At 50.1% G+C, this 21,484-nt stretch carries 17 protein-coding genes; 10 read left to right on the forward strand and 7 right to left on the reverse strand.

Annotated elements, in window-relative coordinates:
* Window positions 1-35: 35 nt before the first annotated feature.
* Window positions 36-1,778, forward strand: coding sequence for a TnsD family Tn7-like transposition protein (locus AC5JMP_RS10740; protein ID WP_495851456.1), 1,743 nt, complete (start codon window positions 36-38; stop codon window positions 1,776-1,778).
* 372 nt (window positions 1,779-2,150) lie between these two features.
* On the opposite strand, the gene glmS is transcribed toward AC5JMP_RS10740, so the two are convergent.
* Complete coding sequence (gene glmS / locus AC5JMP_RS10745; RefSeq protein WP_495851457.1) at window positions 2,151-4,040, reverse strand: glutamine--fructose-6-phosphate transaminase (isomerizing); 1,890 nt, start codon at window positions 4,038-4,040, stop codon at window positions 2,151-2,153.
* A gap of 148 nt (window positions 4,041-4,188) precedes the next feature.
* Here glmS and AC5JMP_RS10750 point away from each other — a divergent pair, with 148 nt between their 5' ends.
* The gene (locus tag AC5JMP_RS10750) at window positions 4,189-4,746 is read left to right on the forward strand and encodes a universal stress protein (protein WP_495851458.1); all 558 of its coding nucleotides are present in this window, start codon (window positions 4,189-4,191) and stop codon (window positions 4,744-4,746) included.
* Here AC5JMP_RS10750 and AC5JMP_RS10755 read toward each other — a convergent pair.
* Together AC5JMP_RS10755 and AC5JMP_RS10760 are read right to left on the reverse strand one after the other, a co-directional pair.
* Window positions 4,715-5,743 (reverse strand): AEC family transporter, encoded by a 1,029-nt coding sequence (locus AC5JMP_RS10755; RefSeq protein WP_495851459.1) that lies wholly within the window; start codon window positions 5,741-5,743, stop codon window positions 4,715-4,717. The two genes, AC5JMP_RS10750 and AC5JMP_RS10755, sit on opposite strands and share 32 nt — an antisense overlap.
* Window positions 5,744-5,807: 64 nt before the next feature.
* Window positions 5,808-8,159 carry an IMS domain-containing protein gene (locus tag AC5JMP_RS10760; RefSeq protein WP_495851460.1) on the reverse strand — a complete coding sequence of 784 codons (2,352 nt, stop codon included), beginning with the start codon at window positions 8,157-8,159 and terminating at the stop codon, window positions 5,808-5,810.
* Window positions 8,160-9,012: 853 nt separating this feature from the next.
* Between AC5JMP_RS10760 and pdhA the strand changes: the two genes are divergently transcribed.
* Both pdhA and AC5JMP_RS10770 read left to right on the forward strand, forming a co-directional pair.
* Window positions 9,013-10,044 (forward strand): pyruvate dehydrogenase (acetyl-transferring) E1 component subunit alpha, encoded by a 1,032-nt coding sequence (gene pdhA, locus AC5JMP_RS10765; protein WP_495851461.1) that lies wholly within the window; start codon window positions 9,013-9,015, stop codon window positions 10,042-10,044.
* An 88-nt stretch (window positions 10,045-10,132) separates the two neighbouring features.
* The gene (locus AC5JMP_RS10770; protein ID WP_495851462.1) at window positions 10,133-10,393 is read left to right on the forward strand and encodes a CRR7 family NDH-1 assembly protein; all 261 of its coding nucleotides are present in this window, start codon (window positions 10,133-10,135) and stop codon (window positions 10,391-10,393) included.
* Window positions 10,394-10,433: 40 nt separating this feature from the next.
* Here the strand turns inward: AC5JMP_RS10770 and AC5JMP_RS10775 are convergent, their stop codons facing one another.
* Complete coding sequence (locus tag AC5JMP_RS10775; RefSeq protein ID WP_495851463.1) at window positions 10,434-11,225, reverse strand: RDD family protein; 792 nt, start codon at window positions 11,223-11,225, stop codon at window positions 10,434-10,436.
* A gap of 35 nt (window positions 11,226-11,260) precedes the next feature.
* Window positions 11,261-12,241 carry a glycerophosphoryl diester phosphodiesterase membrane domain-containing protein gene (locus tag AC5JMP_RS10780; RefSeq protein ID WP_495851464.1) on the reverse strand — a complete coding sequence of 327 codons (981 nt, stop codon included), beginning with the start codon at window positions 12,239-12,241 and terminating at the stop codon, window positions 11,261-11,263.
* A gap of 323 nt (window positions 12,242-12,564) precedes the next feature.
* On the opposite strand from AC5JMP_RS10780, the gene AC5JMP_RS10785 reads away from it, so the two are divergent.
* Together AC5JMP_RS10785 and AC5JMP_RS10790 are read left to right on the forward strand one after the other, a co-directional pair.
* On the forward strand, window positions 12,565-13,524 hold the full coding sequence (locus AC5JMP_RS10785; RefSeq protein ID WP_495851465.1) for a stage II sporulation protein M: 960 nt from the start codon (window positions 12,565-12,567) through the stop codon (window positions 13,522-13,524).
* Between the two features lie 167 nt (window positions 13,525-13,691).
* On the forward strand, window positions 13,692-14,453 hold the full coding sequence (locus AC5JMP_RS10790; RefSeq protein ID WP_495851466.1) for a Rad52/Rad22 family DNA repair protein: 762 nt from the start codon (window positions 13,692-13,694) through the stop codon (window positions 14,451-14,453).
* Window positions 14,454-14,698: 245 nt separating this feature from the next.
* On the opposite strand, the gene AC5JMP_RS10795 is transcribed toward AC5JMP_RS10790, so the two are convergent.
* On the reverse strand, window positions 14,699-15,424 hold the full coding sequence (locus AC5JMP_RS10795) for an LmeA family phospholipid-binding protein (protein WP_495851467.1): 726 nt from the start codon (window positions 15,422-15,424) through the stop codon (window positions 14,699-14,701).
* A gap of 465 nt (window positions 15,425-15,889) precedes the next feature.
* Here AC5JMP_RS10795 and AC5JMP_RS10800 point away from each other — a divergent pair, with 465 nt between their 5' ends.
* The 4 genes from AC5JMP_RS10800 (at window position 15,890) to AC5JMP_RS10815 (ending at window position 19,733) form a co-directional block, all read left to right on the forward strand.
* The gene (locus AC5JMP_RS10800) at window positions 15,890-17,551 is read left to right on the forward strand and encodes a DUF4912 domain-containing protein (RefSeq protein ID WP_495851468.1); all 1,662 of its coding nucleotides are present in this window, start codon (window positions 15,890-15,892) and stop codon (window positions 17,549-17,551) included.
* Between the two features lie 226 nt (window positions 17,552-17,777).
* Window positions 17,778-18,059: a hypothetical protein gene (locus AC5JMP_RS10805; protein ID WP_495851469.1), complete on the forward strand. Its 282-nt coding sequence runs from the start codon at window positions 17,778-17,780 to the stop codon at window positions 18,057-18,059.
* Between the two features lie 219 nt (window positions 18,060-18,278).
* Window positions 18,279-18,638, forward strand: a complete 360-nt coding sequence (locus AC5JMP_RS10810) for a cupin domain-containing protein (RefSeq protein WP_495851470.1) — start codon at window positions 18,279-18,281, stop codon at window positions 18,636-18,638.
* A gap of 294 nt (window positions 18,639-18,932) precedes the next feature.
* The gene (locus AC5JMP_RS10815) at window positions 18,933-19,733 is read left to right on the forward strand and encodes an HpsJ family protein (protein WP_495851471.1); all 801 of its coding nucleotides are present in this window, start codon (window positions 18,933-18,935) and stop codon (window positions 19,731-19,733) included.
* 163 nt (window positions 19,734-19,896) lie between these two features.
* On the opposite strand, the gene AC5JMP_RS10820 is transcribed toward AC5JMP_RS10815, so the two are convergent.
* On the reverse strand, window positions 19,897-21,462 hold the full coding sequence (locus AC5JMP_RS10820; protein WP_495851472.1) for a cation:proton antiporter: 1,566 nt from the start codon (window positions 21,460-21,462) through the stop codon (window positions 19,897-19,899).
* Between the last annotated feature and the right edge of the window lie 22 nt (window positions 21,463-21,484).

Below are 21,484 nucleotides of genomic sequence, written 5' to 3' on the forward strand. Positions count from 1 at the left end.
GACGGCTTCAAGCACCTTAAAGCAGAAGCCGGAAGATGTCAAATGGGTTCTATACGACCAAATACCTAATCAACAACCACACACTCTTTCCGTTTTTTGCGCCTTTCTTACATCCTAAACAGGCTCAGAAACTTTGGACTGATATGGAAGGGGCACGAGGACCAGCTATCAAAATGCGCTCTGGTGTTATGGCAAGTACTGTTCGTCCTCCAGAATGGCTGAGATTTTGTCCCCTCTGTACATTACGTGATGAACAAGAATTTGGTGAGTACTATTGGCATCGTCTTCACCAATTACCAGGAGTTCAGGTTTGTCCTGAACATAATGTTTGTCTGGTCAATAGCCAAGTTCGAATTCTAACGCCTAAAACCCGCCATGAGTTTGTTGCAGCAGAGCAGGGAATTCAGCTACCAAAGACACTCCCACTCGCTGTAATACAACCTCACCACAAAATTCTGCTGAAAATTGCACAGGATGCTGCTTGGCTGTTAAAGCAAACTATTTCCCCGTCCGGATTAGATGTGCTGTTGAAGCGTTATCATCAACTCCTCACAGAGAGGGAACTTGCTACAAGTAGCGGTAGGGTGCGGGTTAGCCAGTTGCTGAACGAGTTTTGTCATTTCTATTCCAACAATTTCCTGCAAAGTCTTCAATGTGAGATTAATGCTGAAAGTCAGCACAACTGGTTATTTCGGTTAATTCGATCGCCCAAAGGATCTCAACATCCCCTACACCACCTATTGCTCATGCGATTTCTGAAGTACTCAGCCGAGTCATTCTTCCAGTTTCCTAATCAATTCAAGTCTTTTGGTAAGGGACCTTGGCTTTGTCTAAATCAAGCTGCTTCTCACTTCCATCAACCTGTAATTCACAATTGTGAAATTACCTACACTCAGGATCACGGAAAGCCAATAGGTACATTCCATTGCTCTTGTGGCTTCATCTACTGCCGTACTGGTCCTGATAAAACTCAGGAGGATCAATTCCGTATTACAAAGGTTCGAGCTTTTGGCTCAGTTTGGGAAGAAAAGTTGAAAGAACTGTGGGCAAATTCAACAGTTAGTCTTCGAGGCATGGCACGGGAGCTTGGAGTTGATTCAACTACTGTCAAACTACACGCTGCTGCACTGCAATTGCCTTTTCCACGCCAGGGCAAACGGCAAACAAACAGAAGTAATAGGATGCTTGTTTCTTCATTAGAACATCAAGAAGGAGTACCAGCGAATACTCTAGAGAACTACAGGGCAGAATGGTTGACTGCACGAAGCGAAAACCTTACATCACGAAGAACGAAACTGAAGAATCAATTTCAAAGAGTTTATACTTGGTTACGGCGAAATGACCGCCAGTGGTTAGAATCTAACCTACCTCCTAAACAACAAATAAACTCGCCATCTCTACGTGTAGATTGGAGCAATCGAGATTCTGAACTTGCAGAAGCAGCGAGACTTTCTGCTACCAGTTTATACAAGCAGGAAGGACGACCAAACCAGGTAACAGTTGCAGCGATCGCTCGAGAACTCGGTCAACTAGCTTTGATTCAAAAACATCCAGATAAGCTACCGCTGACATCGGACGTTCTAGCTAATGTTGTAGAAACCCGTGAATCTTTTGCATTGCGACGAATCGACTGGGTGGTGCATTGCTATAGAGAGGAGAGAGTTTGTCCGCAAAGATGGCAACTGATTCGCCGAGCAGGGTTACGACCAGAGCTTGCAAAGCTTGAATCGATTCACGAAGCAATCAATTCAGCATTAGAGTCTCTGAAGATCCTTTAAGGATTACTCTTCTGCTGCCTCTGCTGCCAGTCCAATTGCATCATTGAACTATTGCTGTTCTATGCCGCACCAGAATTTGGGATTAGAGTTACCAGTTAGCAACCCTACAGAGTTTGCTTACGGAACTAGAAGGGGAAATTGCTTTTCCCTTTTCCTATTCATAACTAGCAGAGAATACCACTTCCATGCGTCAAGCAGATCAAACGGTTAAACTATTTCTACCCGCAGTGCTTGTGTATCAGAGGTTTCAATGACTAAGTATTTATGCTCTGTGCCAGTTAGTAAAGAATTCTATTCCCTACTTAAGAATTCTATTCCCTACTTAAGAACCCTATTCCCTTTGTACAATATGAAACTGCTACGGAAGACAGGTTACTCCACGGTAACTGATTTTGCCAAGTTGCGCGGCTGATCGACATCTAAGCCTCTACGAGCTGCAATGTGATAGGCCAAAAACTGTAGTGGAATCACCGTCAGAATAGGAGATAGTAACTCTTCTACAGCGGGTACAGGCAGCAGATGATCGAAGACCTCTGCTGCTTCTGCATCATTCATGGGCGTAACGCCAATTAGCTTTGCATCTCGCGCCTTTGCCTCCTGGGCATTAGACAAAACCTTTTCATAGACCATTCCCGGCATCGCGATCGCCACCACGGGCACTTTTTCATCTAGCAGGGCGATCGGCCCATGCTTCATTTCTCCGGCTGGATAGCCTTCGGCATGGATGTAGCTGATCTCTTTGAGTTTCAAAGCGCCTTCCAGGGCGATCGGGAAATTGATGCCGCGCCCGATAAAAATAAAGTCTTGAGTTTCGGTGAACTCATGGGCTAACTGCTCCACATACCGTTCTTGCACTTCCAAAATCGACTCAATTTGGGCAGGCAGCAGCCGTAGTTCTGTGACGATTTCCTCTAGGCGATCGAGCGACAGCGTTTTACGACGATAGGCAAGATCGATCGCCAAGCAGTAGAAGGCAACCAGCTGAGCCGTAAAGGTTTTGGTAGCTGCCACCCCAATCTCAATCCCTGCATGAGTATTAATCAGGTGATCGACTAAGTGGCTGAGGGTGCTGTCCGTTCGGTTGGTAATGCCCAACAGCTTCGGCTGAAATTTTCCACCCATCTCGGTTCTGCGACGCTTCTCCATATCTAGTGCCGATAGGGTGTCAGCCGTCTCGCCCGATTGAGTCACGCCGATCGTCAGCGTATGGGGAGTCAGCGGGGAAGCCCCATAGCGAAACTCTGAGGCATACTGTACCTGCGTCGGAATATCCGCAAGCTGCTCTAGCAGGTACTTCCCTACCAGGCTTGCGTGCCAGCTCGTACCACACGCCACAATTTGAATTTGCTCTAGGTCAGCATAAAACTCTTCTGGTAGGCTCAGGTGAATGGGCGATGTGAGAGACTGTGCTGTCCATTCGCTATCCAAATAGGCTTCTAGACCTGCCCGCACGACTCCCGGCTGCTCATAGATTTCCTTGAGCATGAAGTGCTTGAAGCCCTGCTTTTCCACCAGAATGGGGTTCCAATTCAGCGTTTGCGGCGTTTTGCGGAGGCGATCGCCCGCAAAGTTATATACCTCTACGCCCAGACGCGTCAGACGGGCAATCTCGCCGTTCTCCAAGGTCAGCACCGTGCGCGTGTGGCTGACTAACGCGGGCGTATCCGAAGCACAGAAAAACTCGCCTTTGCCAAAGCCGATCGCCAGAGGAGCCTGCTGCTTGACCGCGATCAGCTCATCGGGATAGTCAGCATTGACGATCGCCAAAGCAAAAGCACCGCGCAGGTCATTAACGGCTCGGCGAACGGCTTCCAGAAAAGGAGTCAGGTGCTCTTCTGCTCGGATGGCCTTCAAATATTCCGCAATCAGGTGGGGAATCACCTCAGTATCGGTGTCAGAGCGAAACTCGTGTCCTTTCGCTTTCAGGTCTTCCCGCAAGTCTCGATAGTTCTCGATAATGCCGTTTTGCACCACTGCAATCCGGCGAGCGGTGTCCATGTGGGGATGGGCATTGTATTCTTCGGGCTTGCCGTGGGTTGCCCAGCGCGTATGTCCAATGCCGACCTGCGCCGGATTTTCCACGCCTTCTAATCTATCCTGTAAATTTTGCAGCTTGCCCTTAGCCCGGACACAGTGAATTTCATCGTCCCAAAGGGTGGCAATGCCCGCAGAGTCATAGCCTCGATACTCCAATTTTCGCAGCCCTGCCAGCAAAATTGCGCTTGCGGTCTGATTGCCGATATAGCCCACAATTCCACACATGACCTATTTCTCCTGATCGAAGCTAGAGATTGCTTAGCATACAATACTTGACCCGACAAATTAAGCCTTATTGCAAACTCGCTATTCCTGCAAATGTTGCGATAGCTTTGGAGCATGAGCTTGAATACGAGCTTCGGAGGACAGCACAATGGGATTTAAGCGAATTCTGGCGGCGATCGATCACTCTCCCCTCAGCCAGTTAGTGTTTGAACAGGCGCTTGATCTGGCAAAAACCAATCAGGCAAATTTAATGTTGTTTCATAGCGTGTCAGCAGACACAGTGGCACTGTCTCCCGTCTTCCCTGGCGAGTTTGGCGTATCGCCACAGTTTATTAATCAGGCTTATCAGGGTGAGCTTGTCCGTTTAGAGCAGCAGATTCAAGAAATTCAGGCGACCTTGCAGCATTTTTACGATTTGGCAAGACAGGCAGACGTGGCGGCAACCTATCAGTACAAAATTGCTGAACCGGGGCAAGGTCTTTGTGAAGCGGCTCAGCAGTGGCAAGCCGATCTAATGATAGTGGGTCGGCGAGGACGCAAGGGTTTGACCGAGGCGCTACTGGGCAGCGTCAGCAACTATGTGTTGCACCATTCTCCCTGCGCGGTGCTGGTGATTCAGTCGGCAGGGCTATTGGCAGGACAGTCGGAGCGATCGGCGTTTCCGCAAGCGTCCTTCAAGCAAACAGCACCAACCACAGCGGGATAGTCAGCAGCAGCATCGCGGTAGACAATACAATGCTGCTGGCAATGAGTTCGCGATCGAGCTGATATTCTTCTGCCAAAATCAATCCGGCAAACGCTGAGGGCATTCCCGACATTAAAACCAGGGCAAGACGCGCATCGCCTCCCAGACCGATGAATGGAGTCAGCAATCCAATCAGCACCGGGCTAACCACCACTTTTAGCAAAGCTGGGACAATAGCAAGGCGTAGACTCGACCAGCCTCGCAACTGGCTCAGCCGCATTCCCATGAGCAGAAGAGCCGCCGGGATGACCACCCACACGGAAGCCTCAAGCCCAAACTCGATCGCCTCTGGCAATACCACCGAACGGGTAGAAGAACCGATCGCAAATGCCCAGAGCGAAGGTACAGTCAGCACATCCCGAATCTGCGTCCACCAGTGGCTCTTTTGCAGACTGCGCCCATAGTAGCTCGACAAAAACACGCCAATCCCATAGGTGCCTACCACGTTTTGCGTCACGCTGTAAAGCACCAGCCAGCTCGCATAGGCAGAATCGACAAAAGCAGGCGCGATCGCCAAGCCCACAAATCCCGTATTGCCAAAAATTGAGGTGAGAATAAAGCTGCCTCGTCGAGCGCGATCGTGCCAGGGATCAATTTCTGCAATTGGAGCAGCATCAGGTTCCTGTAGGGTTTCACTCTTCTCAGCTTTTGGCTTCTCAGCTTTTGGCTTCTCAGCACTGGATAAAGGGAAAGGCAATTGCCGAACTGCCTGAAGACTGAGCCAAGCCAAGCCCCAAACGACGATGAGTCCGGCGATCGTTACAATGGGCGCTAACCCAACCTGCCTTGAAAAGTGAGTCTGGCGTGCCAATGCCAGTATTTCTAAAGGCACACCCACCCAGTAGAGACTGCGCCCTAGTACGCGAGGCAGCGACTCCGGCAAAAAGCGCAATAAGACTACTCCTAGTCCCGTCCAAAGAAAGAGCGGTAAATAGGCTTGGATCAAAGAGTCTGTCATTCCTCCAGTCTAGGAGAAAAACCCGTCTTGAAAACCCATGTTGGAGATCTCCGGGCAGGATGGTTTAGAGCGCCTGAATAGATTCGATCCGCCATTGGTCGCCCTGCCGAATGAGGGAATACTGAACCCGCAGATTTTCAGGACTGGCAGTGTTGCCATCGGGTCTTCCATTGGAGTAAGGCTGAATCTTTTCGGTGACCGTTGCCTCTACTGTGGCGCGATTAGTCTCTCCTGCCGTAGGAATTGGGCTGGCAGAATCAGAGGGGGAAGCGATCGCCCCCTCTGTCGGTGAAACGGTGGGCGAGCTGTCTGTAGATGGGTCAGCTGGTGAGGCTGTACCCGACGAAGCTGTATCGGTTGGTGAAGCTGGAGAGCCTTCTGTCTCTACTGAGGTGACCTCTACGTTAGAGTGTTCGTACACCAGATAAGAATTGGCAGCCTTTACCTGCTCTGCATCCCCTTTCCACTGAGACAGAATCGGCTCAGCCAGCACCTTATCGAGCTGCGTCAAGTCATGATTTTCGCCCATTGCAGCTGCCTTTGCCGCCAGCCAGGACTCGATCACAGATTTTGCTTCTTCTGGCGTTAAGGAAGCGCTGGCGGTCGCAGGTCTGCCCTGCTGAGTCAGCTGACCAAAGCCCTGCTCAGCTTTCGTTATTGCACTGGCGGTTGCAGTCTGCGATCGCCCACCCAAAAGCCTGCTGCCCAGAAAACCTAGCAACAGCAAGCCTAAAATTCCTAGCGCCGCCAAAAACAAGAGGCGATCGAGTCGAGGGGCAGGAGAACGCCGAGAAGGAGCATCTTGCCCGACTCGCGTTGGGGCAGTACCAGACGATTCAGACCGATCTATCGAGTCCCCGCTGTAGCCGTTACCCGTATCCGTAGAAGTCGGGTAAATCACCTCAGACAAGCCTGAGCCGTTATTGGCATACCCTGAGTTAACGTGTTCAGAATCGGTGACAGAAATATTCTCACTCGATACTCGACCCGTTTCGAGCGGTCTCATGCGCGGCGTGTAGGGGACATCAGATTCTCGACGGGGCGACTGTCGAGGGGTCTGCCGGGGAGCAGGCGATCGGCTCCATGCCACCGACATCTCTGGCTCGTTGGGCAGTTCCTCTAGGTAAGCCTGTACATCCTCGTCAGCGAAATATTCTTTCAGAGAGGGCTGCTTTCTCGACAGGTCGCGGAAGTGGGGAAACACTTCAGTTTGCAGCCAGCGTTCGCTGTACAGGCAAAGCCCAGGCAGCAGGTCAGGCGATCCTTGAGAATGCTCCCGGATAAAAGCAAGCGAGTCAAATTCCTGGCTTAGCCCTAGCGCCCGACTGGCTTCATCGGTTTGTCCTAACAGCAGAGCGCAAACGGCTTGCTCCAGATGCACATCTTGCTTGGTGCCTAGCCGCAGCAGCACTAATTTTGCCCGTCGGATGAGGGAAGGCTGACGTTCGGCAAATCCGCGAGCTAGCAGCGCATAGACGGCTAGATAGGACGCAACCGCCGAGGGACGCTGAGCCTCAGCCTCAAACAGGGTTTGCTGCTCGGTTGCGGTCAAATAGCTGCGCAACTGCTGAATGAATCGGAGGAAATCATCGACTCCCAACCCCGAATGATCGTCTGCAGAGCCATCAATGCCACCGCGATCGTGCAGCATATCCTCCAGTAGGCTCAGCCCCTGCCGCCTCACATCCTCCCGGTTTCCGGGCATAGCCAGCAGCTCTAAAATTCGGTAGGGTCGCAATTTATAAAGATCGGATCGCATCTCACCCCGTAGACTTGCAAAAATTCCTTCTCGTAACAAAAGCTGTTGCCCCGTCTCCAGAGATTCAGCCGCATTTTCATACTGTCCCTGCTGCCATTGCTCTCGTCCGAGTTCTAGGCAAGAGAGCGCCACCGTTAAAACAATATCGGCTGACACAATCTCTGGGTCGCCGAATTCGCCAGCTTTGAGGCTAAGGTTGCCGCCGCTGAGGTACGGACGACCCAGCCGCAGCACTAGCTCATATTCCCCCAGCTCAAACAGAACCACAAGGGCACCAATAAACTGAGATTCTGAAATTTCGATACTTGGGCTGTGGGGATCAGTGCTTGAGTCCTGAACGGCCATTTGTTCGCGGCCAATCTCGCTGTCAGGTTCTATACTTCTACCTGCATCCAAAAGCTCATAAGATTTAGCCAGAAAGCGAACATCATACTCTTGACGCGCCTCCGGATCAGAGAGTACTGCGTAGGCTACATCCAAAAGCTGCCGCCGCGAGGCGATCGCCGCCTCCGAGAATTCGCGCCTGGGAAGTTGCTGGGAGCGATCGCGATGAGCTTGCCGCAGCTGATCAGCCGTGGCTTGAGTTGGTAAACCTAAAATCCGATAATAATCGAGCGGAATTCGCACAATTCCCATCCCCGCAACTAATAAATCCATTAAAACCCCAGCTTTTCCCACTCATCGCGGTTGCGATTTAACCCCACTATTTAATTTTGGCGGAACCTCTGTAAGAGCGTTCGCCAAAATTCACCCCAACCATAGACAAAAAATCAGCAGCTTTTACACATATTTTCTAAAGCGTTTACATATATTTTCTAATTGAGAAGCTTGATCTTACTCTCTATCAAAACCTGAATCAAATTTACACTTGGTTATACTTCGGACTCTAAAGGATTGCAACTGCTCATATCGTAACCCCTGGCATATAAGTGCATTGGAGCTAGCGTGCTAAAGCTACAGAGCAAGCCATAGCGTGAGCAATAGGGCTTGGAGTAAGGGCGAAACTCACGTGAGCCATAGCACAAGCGATTTTCAGCAAGGAAGCCGAAAGCCAAGAGCTTACTTTATTAGGACTTACGCAAGCCAGCCGTAATGCATTTTTGTTGTGTGTGGTGGGCTGCGCCCACCACACACAACAAAAATGCGTAAGTCCTATTTATTTTCCATCTGTTGAGTGGAGCGATCGAGCCACTCAGTCATCCAGAGAAGTACTTCTATACTGAAATATTTCCGTACTAAGCGGTTGACCGAGGGTAGATCGGCGCGTAACTTAATTTACAGGAAGATTGCCCTTAAGGTTAGCTGACACAGATATAAATTAACCGAGTCAGATAACGGTTTTATGTGCTTTTAGCTGAGCAAAGCTTAAAATAATCTGCTTTAGGTATAGGTAGATACGGTTGCCCTGAGTCATGTCAACATAATCCTTTCTCACAAGGGTGCTGACCGGGTTATCTTGGAATGAATATATCTAAAGACTACACCGCTTTCTAAAGGATACTGTACGCCCATGATTGAGGAACGGATCATCCCCACACTGCCTTCGATCGCATCCATCTCGCGAGAAGAAGGGCAAAGGCTCTACGAAGACATGAATCTGGGGCGCATGTTTGAAGACAAGTGCGCTGAAATGTACTATCGGGGCAAGATGTTTGGGTTTGTCCACCTTTATAACGGACAGGAAGCGGTTTCGACGGGCGTCATCCAGGCGATGCGTCCGGGTGAAGACTATGTGTGCAGCACCTACCGAGATCATGTCCATGCCCTCAGCGCTGGCGTACCTGCCCGCGAAGTCATGGCAGAGCTATTTGGCAAAGCCACAGGGTGCAGTAAGGGGCGTGGCGGATCTATGCACCTGTTTTCATCCGAGCATCGGCTTCTGGGGGGATACGCCTTCATCGGCGAGGGCATTCCAGTCGCGCTAGGAGCCGCATTTCAGTCGAAATATCGGCGCGAATCGATGGGGGATGCCTCTGCGGATCAGGTGACGGCGGCATTTTTTGGCGATGGTACTAGCAACAACGGTCAGTTTTTTGAATGCCTGAACATGGCGGCATTGTGGAAACTGCCGATTTTGTTTGTTGTAGAAAATAATAAGTGGGCGATCGGCATGGCTCACGAACGCGCCACCTCCCAGCCGGAAATCTACAAGAAAGCCAGCGTTTTTGGAATGCCGGGAGTTGAAGTAGACGGCATGGATGTTTTGGCAGTGCGCACGGTGGCTCAAGAGGCGGTGAGACGTGCCCGTGCGGGTGAGGGACCTACCCTGATTGAGTGCTTGACCTACCGTTTTCGAGGACATTCTCTGGCAGACCCAGACGAACTGCGCTCTAAGGCCGAAAAAGAGTTTTGGCTAGCCCGCGATCCAATTAAAAAGCTGAAGGCTCATCTAATCGATCAGCAGCTTTTTGAAGAAGAAGAGCTGAAGGCGATCGAGCGGCGGATTCAAGCCGAGGTTGAGGAAGCCGTTCAGTTTGCTCAAGACAGCCCAGAACCCGATCCTAGCGAACTTCACCACTTCGTATTTGCGGAAAACGAGTAAATTGCCACATTGAAGCGCCACAAGAACTTTTTGTGGCGTTTCGGGTGATTCGTATAAAAATCTCAGCAAGCCCTTTATCCGTCTCGCTATGCCCGATCCGCTGATGTATCAGGCGAATGAAGCCTACGTCATTCTGGAACCCAACCAGCCAGAGCAATTTCTCACGCCCACAGAGCTGCTGGAAAAGCTAAAGGTCATTTTGGGCGATCGCCAAGATGATTTGCCCCAAGATTTGCAGCGGTTTACTGACCTCACCGATCAGGCGAGGCATCTGATGGAGACAACCTGTGAGCTAGATATGGAGCCAGGGCAGTTTTTGCAGTGGTATGCGGTGCGCCTAGAAAAGTGATCTGCGAAAAGTAGTCTGCAAGAAATAGTCTGCAAATCGCTCAATAGGTCGGGAACTGCTCTTGATAAGCCAGATAAACTGCCTCCAGAAATTGATCAGAAGTTAATCCTGGCGGGATTTCTGCAAGCTGGACGATCGCCCTCGTTTGTCGCGCCAGATTTAGGCTAAGTTCGCTTTTAGCTTTGGCATCCATAAAGCCTCGGCGCTGAAGATATTCGCGGATCACCGCAAAGTCGTCGGGCAAGAGCTGGGTTAACTGCGTCATTTGAGGCAGATCCGCCGCTAACCGCTTTGCCTCTGGACTGACCAAAATGCCAGACCGACTTTGCGGTCGCTCCTCCTGCACTACCAGCGTTCCGGCAACCCAGTCGCCTAGCCGCTTTTCTCGCTTGCCAAAGAAAATAAGAAAAGCTCCGGTGAAAAAGAAATCATCTAGCGGTCTGAGCAAGGCTCGTAATGTCGCCTGACTCATTCTGATGGGTCTGCCGTTATCGCGAATCACCCGAATCTTAGTCAGGCGCTTTCCGGGTGTTTGCCCCTGCCACAGCATCTCAAAAAACACAAAGTAACCCACAAAAATTGCAAAGCTGACCAGAAGCGCGATCGCTCCTAGCCAAATAGGCAGACTTTGGTAGGCAGCTCCTGTATTCTCCAGGTAATTTAAAACCTGATTGGAAATGATGCCCCACACCGTCCAAAATAGCAGCAGACACAGCAGCAAAAAGGTGTAGTCGAGGGAGAGTGCCAGCGCTCGGCTGCCAATGCCAGCTAGCGTAAACTCTAGCTCAACGCTTTCGGGAGTCAGCAGTTTAACTCTGTTAAAAAGGCGCATGGGGGAGATACATGAATGGGCAATCGCTGGGTGTACTAGCCACGTAACCGTAAGCCAAGACCTTCTCGACGGCTACGCAAGTCGTAATACAGGGCAGCTTTGATGGTTTGCCAGAAGGGTAAAAACAAAGCGCTGGTCATGAAGGCAAAAATATAGCTAACCGTTATGGACAGAAGATAGAGCGCGGAAACTCCTGAAGGCTGGATGGCTACTAGGACACCGCTAATAATGCTGGTGACAATTTGAATCAAGAGCTGCAAAACGAACGCAATCATAGCGGCAATAAACAGAATCAAAAAGATGCGCCACGCGCTTTTTTTCGTCAGCTGCCAGCTTCGACCGACCGATCGCGCCCCATCCATATCTAATTCGATCGCCAATGGCACATCGGCGATGGAAAAGCGAGCGCTGAACCAGCCAAAGATCGCAATGAAAAGAACCACAACCACCAGCATACCCAGACCAAAAGTTAGCAGAAACCCAGGGCTACTAGCGATTCTCTCAAACACGGCCTCTGGCGCTGCGGATTGAAGCACCGACAAACCGCCAACCGCTCCAAAGGCGACGGCAAATAGCACCGCCACGAGCAAATAGAACGCAGTTAAAACGCCGCCAAAAATCAGCGAAGTCAGGAGTGAAGTGACCCAAAACCACCACAGACGCGAACTGGTAAACTTCTTGGCTTGCTGCGTTGATTCAGGCTGTTGTGTCAGTTCCCCAAACGCTAGTCGGGCGATCGCTGCCGAATCTGCCATATATTTGCCGACACAGTAGGCTAACAACACCAGCCATGCGGGAATAATTAGCCCTAGCAGGGCATAGTAGTCTTGCACCGACGCAAAAAAACCGACGATCAGGGCGATCGTCACAATGGGTAGCAAAATCCACAGTGTGGCAACCAGCGCCACCCCCATATACTGTTTGAAGTGGTCGCTATAGAGCCGCAGCCCGACGCTGACGACATTGCCAACGCTCAACGGCTGAACCAAACCTTGAGGATCAGAACTTGAAGCCATCTGCTACTTTCTCCCAGATTTCAGGTGCAAATGAATACGGCATTCCTATGTTTCCCTGTTTCAATCGAAACACATCCTCAGCCGGATCAGAGGCAGTGAATCACCTCCTACAAGCTGAGTTTATTGATCTGTATTACTCAAACTATCGTCTAAATTTCAGCAGAATACGCATTACAGCTTTCAATTGCATAAACCACAGTTATTTTTTAGAAGCCGTGCGGAGCAGGGTTTCTGAAAAATGACCCACACTTAGCCAAGCGCAAAGCACTATAAGGTCAGAACTTAAAGTTAGAACTTAAAGTCAAAACTAGAGACAGACAAAGATGGATATTCAGCGTTGGGTTGCGCGACGAGAACAGACCTGGAAACAGTTGGAAAGTTTGCTCGATCGAGTAGAAAAATTTGGCATTAAATCTCTTAAGGCAAAAGAAGTTCAGACGCTAGCCAGCCTTTATCGCTCTACGTCAGCAGATTTGGCTCGTGCCCGTACCCATCAGGTGGGAAACCTGATCGTGCAAAATTTGCAGACTTTGGCGACCCGTAGCTATGCACAAATCTATCAAGGATCGCGGCGGCAAGAATGGAGAGCGATTCGACAATTCTATCTCTGGGGCTTTCCTGCCGTTGTGCAGCAAACTAGAGGCTACATTGCCCTGTCTACAGCGCTGCTGTTAGTTCCTGGCTTAGTGAGCTGGTGGTTGGCATGGCGTGATCCCACTTATCTGGCTCTGGTGGTGCCACCCGATCTGATTTCTCAGGTGCGCGATCGCCAGGAGCTTTGGATGGGTTCTATCCTGGGCGTAGAGCCATTTGCCTCTGCCAATATCATGATCAACAATATTCGGGTGTCTTTTAGCGCGTTGGCGGGCGGTATGACAGCCGGATTGGCGACCACCTACATTATGGTGATTAACGGCATCTCGTTGGGGGCGATCGCCGCGCTGGTGGCTCAAAACAATCTTTCCTATCCCTTTTGGGCGTTTGTGTTTCCCCATGGCGCTTTGGAGCTACCCGCGATTTTTTTTGCCGGAGCCGCAGGGTTTTTGTTGGGGCGGGCGATTTTGTTTCCGGGGCAATATCGGCGTGGGGATGCCCTGAAGCTCTATGGTCAGCAGGCAGCTCAGCTGATGTTTGGGATTGTGCCGCTGCTGATTATTGCCGGAACGATCGAGGGGTTCTTTTCCCCCAATCCTGCCATTCCCGATCTGGTGAAATATGCAACGGGCATCGGGCTGTTTGTGGGGTTAGTAATCTATCTCCGACGGAAAGTCTCTACCCAATAGTCCCTACTTGATATGGCGCTACGCGCTTAGACCCAATGAGTTATTTTTTGAGAGCTGCGCTCTGCGCAGCTCTCAAAAAATAACTCATCCTCACTCGATTACGTAATGCTACATCGATGGGGATAGTTTTCTGGCATGGTAGCCCCGCATAGTTCTTTTGTACTATAATGGAAGCAGCTCAATCTTCCACAAACATGCTGGTTTCCACCTACCGCAAGGGCGATCGCTCCCAATTGCCAGTTGCCCAACCTGATTCTGACTTGCTGGATGCGCTACGAATTGAAAACCTTTGCCACACTGCATATCTAGAGAGCAATATGGACATTCGAGACATTACCACCCAACTCAAAGCCTGGTTTCCACCCGAAGCACACCGAGAGAGAGATTTACCGGGCGGTAGCAAATGGTTCTATATTCCTTGGCAGACAATCCGCGAACGATTTGACGAAGTTTGCCCTGACTGGGAGGTGTCTTACTCGGCTCCATCCTACTTGGGTGATTACTGCGCCATCACCTGTACTATTACGATCGGCGGGATTGCCAAACAGGGAGTCGGCAATGCGGAAATTATGCTGCTGAGCAGTAGCGGCAAAAACATGGCAAGAGGGACACCGATCGAACGGGCGACTGCCGATGCCTTCAAGAATGCCGCCGAAGTCTGGGGCGTAGCCCGCTACCTTGATGAACAAACGGACTCGAAAACAAAGGCAGATTTTGTTCGCTATATGCAGCATGCGGGTGATGGACGAGCCGCCGATTTTCACCACCGCAATGTGGGTAATTTGCCAGCTCGTTCGTCTGCTACCAAGATTCAGGCAAAGCCTTTTGGTCAGTCTTCGTTTGGACAGCCTTCTGCAAAACCCGTTGTCAAAAACACCCGCGAGATTAGCCGCGAAGAATGGGAGTCGAAACGACAGCAAGCTGGGTAAGTAGAGGTATCATCCGTTTGCTGGGAACATTTTGGCGGGGCGCAAAGCGCCCCGCCAAAATGTTCCGGCATTAATCAGGAAGGTTTGACCAAAACTTCCAGGGCTTTAAGATTTGCAGCTACATTTAGCTGAGCTTTTCAATAATCTGCTGGAGTCATACCAATTTGAATTGGAACCACGACAGATCCCGGTACGGGCTTGGCAATGCCAAGCCCCTTCTGAGTTCGATGTGCCCACAAATTCTTTTAAATCGGTATCACATTGATCTGCCCTTGACAGAAGATTTTCCCTTCAGCAATCCGTAGTTCTCTAAGATTGACTTCTTCCCCTAGATCCGCTTCAAAGGTTTCAAAGGCAGTGAGAGGTTGCCCTTGCTCCGCTCCTGGTGAGGACAAAGACTCTGGATGATCGAACCGCAGACGAGAGCCGTTGAGCATCTGCAAACCCGTTCGCAACATAAAGGGAAGGGTTCGATTCTCGACAATGAGTTGAAGGGTTAGAATCGCTCGATCGCCTCTCAACACCACTTGATGGGGTTGAAAGTCAGTAAGGCGATCGCCCCAAAGCTCTCCGGTTGCAGGATCGGTAATGCCAGACCGCAGCAATGGCAGTAGCGCCGACCGCATGGCTTCACTGAGCAAGGGCGAACGGAGAGAGAGATTCAAGTCGTCTTGCTGAAACTGAACTTCTCCAGCGATCGGGATCTTTGCCAGCAGCCTTAAGGGCTTTCCTTGCAAAACCTGACTCAAATTAATCCGAATTTCCCCAGCAGTAATAGCAGTCTGGCTAATATGAATGCCTCGGTAAACGGCTTTTTCAGCCGTGACGACAACACCTGGAATACAGCCTGCGAGGATTTGGCGATCGCTGCCCTGAATTTGAAATTCTAGATGAGCGATCGACTCAACCTGCGATCTAATCCACAGACGCACCGCAGGAGATAGAACTTTGCTAATTAACCGACTTTGCATGGCGTACTTCAAACAGGCAAACTCACCAGACGCACAGCTGAGATTGAATCTGCACTTGATGAGCAAATTTACTCATTTTGCTTATGGTATACCAGTCGCATGGGCGATCGCCTAATGTCATGATTTCACAACATTAGGCGATCGCGTAGACTCCAGGCGAGCTGCAAAATGTCAGGATTTCTTGACATTACGATCCCCGTTTTTCCTATAGTCCCGTAAAACGCTTCAGAATCAAGCCTGTCACCCCCTTGCTTCCTGAAAGAATTTTCTGCACTATGGAGAGGCAAGTTGATCCCCATAGCCTGAAAGCTGTGATCCCAAAGAAAAGTGATAGATTTGCAGAGCAGCGATCGCCCTTTTTATATGGGAAGCCACTTGTAAAGCGCTATAGCCGTTTATCTATTGAATTTTGTTAATTTTGCTCGTTAAAGCTGATTGATATCTGAACAACCGGAGGTATTTTCTATGTCTGCCCAAAGACCACCCGTGGAGGAAATGACCCTCCGACAGCTCCGCCGAGTGGCTAGTGAGTTGAATATTTCTCGCTATAGCCGGATGCGTAAGGATCAGCTGCTTAACTCTATTTTGGAAATTCAGCAGCTCCGAACTGCTTCTGACTCTACTCGTGTTCTCGAAGCGCAGACAGCAGAAGCAGGGGTTAAGTTTGATGAGGAGCAAGCTGAGCGTTCCCGTACTTCACTCGCCACTGTTTCATTAACTGATGTGGATGAAACATTGCCCGATTTGCCCAATGGCTATGGCGAGAGCCGTATTGTCTTGATGCCTCGTGATCCTCAATGGGCATACGCCTACTGGGATGTCTCTAATGCCAGTAAGGAGAGCCTACGTCAGCAAGGAGGCATACGGCTGGCGCTAAGGTTTTACGACATTACCCACGTTGATATAGAGACTCAGCGCCCGCACAGCTTGCAGCAGTACGAGTGTGACGAATTAGCAAGAGAGTGGTATTTGCCAGTTCCAGTGAGCGATCGCGATTACATGATCGAGATTGGCTACATCACACTAGAGGGGCGCTGGCTAATGTTAGCGCGATCGGCATCGGTGAGGATTGCGCCTGTCTATCCCTCGGATTGGATCGATGACCAGTTCATTACAATCGACTGGGACGAAGACTTGCGGAGCAAAACGTTTCTCCGTCTGGTGCATCCTGCGAGGCAGCTAGCGGTTGCTAGTGTTGCCATGCCTGTCTATCAAGAGGCGTTTGCCTTGGCAGAAAAGGCAGAGTCGAAGCGATCGACAGGCTCTGTATTTGGCTCAGTGCAACAAGTTCCAGAAGAATCTATCAGTTCCTATGTTTTCCCTTCGGGTATGGGGCAATGGGCATCGGGTGCAGGTTCTTTCTCTGAAGCGGAAAACATGTCGGGCGTTGGGCGATCGTCCGGTGTGGGTGCAACTGGAATGTCAGGTGTAGGGATGACATCTAGTACGGTATCCGGTGTCGGGGCGATCGGAATGTCTGGAATGGGCACGATGTCGGGCATTGGTACCATGTCGGGTATCAGCACAATGTCAGGTATCAGCACAATGTCAGGTATCAGCACGATGTCTGGAATTGGAATGTCGGGCATTGGTGCAGCAGGGATGTCGGGTATGGGAATGTCCGGTGTCGGAATGTCAGGTATGGGTGCAGCAGGAATGTCCGGTGTCGGTACTGTGTCAGGTATCGGATTCTTGGGAACGGGAACATCGGGAATGGGGATGTCCGGTATCGGTATCATGTCAGGTACAGGTATGTATACAACTTCTGGCACAGGAATGTCGGGTATCGGAATGTCGGGTATCGGAATGTCAGGAATTGGTTTCTCCGCGTCCATGCCTCCTATTCGCCCACGCCAATTTTGGATGATTGCTGATGCCGAGCTGATTATTCATGGCGCAACTGAAGCAGATGCCAACGTGACGATCGCTGGACAACCCATCAAGCTAAATCCTGATGGTACCTTCCGGATGCAAATCTCTTTTCAAGATGGTGAAGTTGACTTCCCGATTATGGCGGTAGCGGCAGATGGAGAACAGACGCGATCGATTCATCTGAAGTTTAATCGTGAGACTTTAGAGCGCCGCACTAATTCTCCAGAGGAATCAGCGCCAGAATGGCTGTCCTAGTCTTTCAATTCGTTGAGCAACAAAACGTCCTTGAGAGTCTCTGTCCCTCAAAAATTTGGGGGACTTTTTGTTGCTAAGGATTTTTTTATTGTTTTGCTAGATTGACTTTTGTAAATAAGCTTAAATCGAGATGAAATAAATGGGCGATCGCGTCAATACTTGAGCTAAGTACAAAAATTCATCGGGTACGCCGGGTCATTGCTCTAGGTTTTACAGGATTCAACTCGTGATTCAAACGATCTATGTGTTAGTGCATGAGCTGATTAGAGCCATTCAGCCCTTCATTGTGCCGATTTGCTTTGTCTTTGCCTGGGCGATCGTCCTACTGATGATTTGGAGTGTCGTTAGCTCTCTGTGGGTAGGCATTGCTAACGTGAGGCAAATGCATCAAATTCCCTGTGCCAACTGTCAGTTTTTCACCCAAAACTACTATCTCAAGTGCCCCGTGCATCCGTCCAAAGCGCTCTCAGATGCGGCTGTTAACTGTCCTGATTACGAACCGTCCTGACTATCTAATGCCAAGGATTGCATACAAAATGAAACCCAATAGTTTTTTGGAAGTGTCGCGCGGAGCGCGACACTTCCAAAAAACTATGCCAGATCAATTAATTGGTGATCCTAAGCACTGAGCTGCAAAGCTACGCAAGTTCCTCTAACCAGGATTTTTAGACAGGACTTTGACCAAAATCTCAAGCTCGATCGCCTTATCCCAATTTACTTCCCCTCCATGCTGATCCAAAAACTCTCCGATTGCCCAGAATTTATTGCTGGAGATGGAACTCGGCTACGGGAACTGCTTCACCCTGATAAGCAGACGATCGCCATTCGCTATAGCTTGGCTCACGCGATCGTTCCCCCTGGACAAACTTCAGTTCCACACGCTTTGACCACAACAGAGGTGTACTACATCCTGAGTGGAGTCGGCGAGATGCACATAGACAATGAGACACAGCGCATAGAACCAGGTGATGCAGTGTATATTCCACCTAATGCCAAGCAATTTGTGCATAATTACGGCTCTGAACCGCTGATCTTTGTGTGCATGGTTGATCCTGCATGGCGGCAGGAAGATGAAACAATCTACTAATTTTTAGCGTTGGCTATTTTTTGTGAGGCTACAAGAGGCACACGCCTCACAAATCGTAGGGTGCGGAGTCTGTTTCAAGAGTCCGGTGCAACGGTTGTTGGGCAAGGAGAGCTTGGAATAGTTCGCGATCGAATCGCGATCGAAAATTCTGCCGCCTGTAATAGCGCCGTTTATAATGGGCGTGGCTCCTGAGTTAGGTGATAGATGGCACGTTTTAGGGAATTCTAATCTTGAAGACCCGTCGAATTTTTGCCCACTGTCCTTAAATATTTACAACAGTTCCCTTTTGCCACCATGCAAGTAGCCCTCCCATCTTCCACTAGCCGCTACACTGCCCTGATTTTGAAGCTGACGGGTGTCATCTTGATCTTGGGTGTGCTGCTTGATTACGTCGTTCTATCATTTCCGCCCAATTTTAATAATTTTGACTGGCTTGTTGGCTTGATTAACGAATGGGTAGGGCGTGGTACGGTGCCGCTGTTAGGTGTTGCGTTTATCGTGTTCGGCACCTGGATCGATCGCACTTCCGGTCATTCTCCAGCCGATCGCAGCGCCCTAATGACGGGCGCTCTCGTTCTTTCGCTGCTGTTAGGAATTATTTTTTTGCTGTTTGTACCTCTACACTTCAACAGCAGCCGCCTGTCTAGCGCCGCATCAACCCGGCAAATTAATGACCAAGCTGCTCAGGCTCAGCAGCAGCTTGAAGCCACTCTAGCGCAGCAGAAAGCCAAGGTGACCGCTCTGCTAGCGAACCCCCAACAGGTAGCGCAGTTGCAGCAGCAGCTAGACAGCGCCGAAATTCCTGCCGATCAGCAGGCACAGTTGCAGCAGCTCAAAGACACGCTGCAAAAGGTTAAAGCTGATCCAAAAGTGCTGGATCAAGAAGTGGACAAGGCGCGATCGCAAGGCATGAGCCAAATCCAGCAGCAGCAGCAACAGCAGCTTGATCAGGTGCAGGGGCAAATGCGCAACTCTAGAAATCAGGCGACGCTTAACAGTTTCCTGCTTTCGATCGGCTATTTCATAGTGGCAGCAACGGGGCTGGGAACTGCTAGAGCAGGGCGAGTGAAATCGTCGAGACGATCGCGAAAGTAGTGGTTTCTGCCCGTAAGACTGCTGCTGTAGCTGGTAATGTGCAGCATACGTAATTAAGTTAGGACGAGTTATTTTTTGAGAGCCGCGCTCCGCGCGGCTCTCAAAAAATAACTCATTGGATCTAAGCGCGTAGCGCTACAGCAATTGATCAAAAACAGCAAACCTATTTTTCTTCCCCTTGCAGCACATCTTCCAACAGGGGAACCAGCTCTTTATTCAACCGTCCGGCTCGGACAAATTCTGCATAGGTATCGGCTTCGATCGCCAGGAGTTCTCCACGTAGCTGCTCAGCCATAAAGTCCCGTAGATCAGGATACTCATCCCGCAAGGTTTCGATTTTTGTCTTCAAGGTTTCACTCTCCCCTTTGAGCAGCGCTTCCTGATAACGATAGAACTCTGGCTCAATTCCAGGTCGGGTGTCCGCTTGCAAGTGTTGAAGGGCGCGATCGAGCGCCACGTTACGAGCTACCAGCTCTAAATACTCCTCTCGCATCGGCTGATCTCCCAGTAGATTGAGCCACTGAAGCAAGGGTTTGACCGTTAGACCTTGTGCCAGCAACGTAAACAACACCACACCAAACACAGTTGCAATGACTGTTTCACGTTCGGCTATTACTGTAGGTACGCTCAGCGCTAAGGCAATCGATACAGCTCCTCGCAAGCCGCCCCACCAGAGGACGGTCTGCTGGGGCAAAGAGATCGTTTCAGTGGGAGCGAAACGGTTGCAGAGACTGCTGAGAACAAATGTAGCGATCGCTCGTGCCACCACCATTCCAGCGATCGTAATTGCAATAATTCCCGAATTGTTCAGGACGCTGTCGAAGTGAATTTGATCGCCAATTAGCAAAAAGACGATCGAATTGACGAAGAAAGACAAGAACTCCCAGAACTCAGACACAATCACGCGAGTTCTGGGACTCATACCGATGCGGGAACCAAAATTTCCTAAGATTAAGCCAACGCTCACAACCGCGATCACCCCAGAGCCACCCAGTTCTTCGGTAACGAGATAGGTACCATAGGCAGATACTAATGTAATAGATTGTTCCACTAACGGCAAATCAAATCGCTGCGTTACATAGGAAATGCCGAAGCCAACGACGCTACCCACCGCAAGACCAATGCCAACTACCGTAAAAAGCTGAGTTAGTACCGACTGGACTCCTAAATTTGCTGTCCCTAAAGGCAACGCCACCAGTAAACTAAAGGCAACGACTGCCATCCCGTCATTAAACAAGCTTTCGCCCTCCATCAATACAGAAAGGCGTTTTGAGACTCCCAATTCTCGGAATAAAGCTGTTACTGAAACTGGATCGGTTGCCGATAAGCTAGCGCCAATCAGCAGCGCTGTGGTCAGAGACATTCCTGCTAACTGGTTGAGTCCCAAAGCCACTCCAGCAATAGAAATACCTACGCCAACGATCGCATATAGACAAATAGGCAGCAAATCCCGTTTGAGGTCTGACCATTTAAGGTTCCACGCTGCTTCAAACAAGAGAGGAGGCAGCAAAATAGTCAGAATCAATGCGGGAGAGAGATCTACCAATCGCACATCCAGAAACGCTAATCCGGTGCCAACGATCACCAACAGCAGAGTGTAAGGAATTTGACGAAACCATCTTAAAACCTGGGGAAGCGTTGCAACGGTTAAAGACACCGAAAGCACTAAAAGAAATTGCTTCAGGTGGGCTTCGATTGCCGCTTCACCCACTGCAGAGTCGATCGTCATATTCTAATTCCTAGAACTTCAT

The sequence above is a fragment of the Drouetiella sp. genome (assembly GCF_059504425.1).